Genomic DNA, 1,420 nt, shown 5'->3' with positions numbered 1-1,420 from the left:
ACACACCCCTCGGCAAGACCCGCACCTCACACCTCGCCGCACTCGACCTGGCAGCCTGATCACCCAGCCCGGTTTACGAATTTCCCAACGGAGTCTGACAGGGGCGAGGTTCACCAAAGCTGCAGGCCGCCACTGCTCAGTGGCGGCCTGCAGCTTTGGGTCGGTCAGGTTGGTAACGAGCACGTATTCCACGGATGTCGCATTCGGGCGGATGGGGCCGTCACGTGGGCGGGCGCCGTGGCTTGATGCCGCGGGCCGCCGTTCCGTGTTGACGGCCGGCACGCGTACGGCACCGGGCAGGTGCGCTTCGGCTGATGGCGGGCCGTCCTCAATTGAGCTTCCCCTGAGCTGAAGTTAGCTGTTGCTGACAACTTGTCAGTAACATGCCGTGCGCAGGCCTGCTCATTCTCCTGACCACCCACGTCGAAGGTGCCCCTCCGCATGCTCATGCGCACCCTCCGGCTGTCCGCGCTCGCCGCATCCGTGGTGCTCGCGCTCAGCGCCTGTGACCCGTCGACGCCGACTGCCCAGTCGGCCGGCCCCGCCTCCGCGTCCGTCTTTGCCGTGCCCAGCCCGACCGGCGAGGTCCTGCCCGAGGCCGCCACCGTCAACCAGAAGGTCACCCTGGTCGCCCCGCCCACGGGACCGTCGCCTGCTGCGGCGGCGCCCGGCACCGCGAAGGCGTCCGCCGCTTCGTCCCCGTCCGCAGGGGCGTCGGTCGCTCCGGCCGCTTCCGGCACGGCGAAGGCGTCCGCCGCTTCGTCCCCGTCCCCGTCCGGGACGCCCGCCGTGGTGGCGGGTGCTCCCGACCTCAAGCTGGACGCCTACGACAAGGGGACCGGCAAGGCCGTTCTCGCCGTGGCCGACACCGGCAAGGGCACCCCGAGCCCTGCCGCCACGGCGGCTGCCACCTCAGCCGTCCAGGTGGGGCAGGTGATCGACAGCCCTCCGTCGTCCGTCGCGCCGCACGGCGCGCTGCTGGCGATCACCGACGTCAAGCCGGCGGGTGACGGGAAGCTCGCGGTCAGCACGCGCCCGGCCTCCATATCCGAGCTGCTCGGGTCGGCCTGGGCCGACATCAAGAGCGCCCTGGACCCGCACAAGATCCAGGTCACCCCGAAGGTCAAGGACCTCAAGGCGTCCTACGTCCCGAAGCCCGGTGGCGGCGAGGGTTCGGCCTCCGCCGTCCTGCAGTTGGACGCGAATGCCACCGTCCCGCTGCCCGGCGGTGCGAAGGCCTCGCTCACCGGTTCGCTCGAACTCGACCCGAGCGTCATGTTCTCCTACCAGGGCACCCACGGCATCCTCGCCCCCGAACAGGCCAGGGTCGGTTTCGACCTGGGCGCGCGCGCCAACTGGCACCTCACCGCAGGCCTCACCGGCTCCACCGGGCAGGTGAAGATCCCGATCGCCACGCTCA

Annotated in this window: 1 pseudogene; it reads left to right on the top strand. The window is 70.6% G+C overall.

Annotation, left to right across the window (positions count from 1 at the left end):
* Window positions 1–441 precede the first annotated feature (441 nt).
* A pseudogene (locus ABZW30_RS47015) lies at window positions 442–1,420 on the top strand (hypothetical protein); the annotation flags it as partial.

This window comes from Kitasatospora sp. NPDC004669, assembly GCF_040609455.1.
GTDB lineage: Bacteria > Actinomycetota > Actinomycetes > Streptomycetales > Streptomycetaceae > Kitasatospora.
This window is presented reverse-complemented; position numbering and strand designations above follow the sequence as displayed.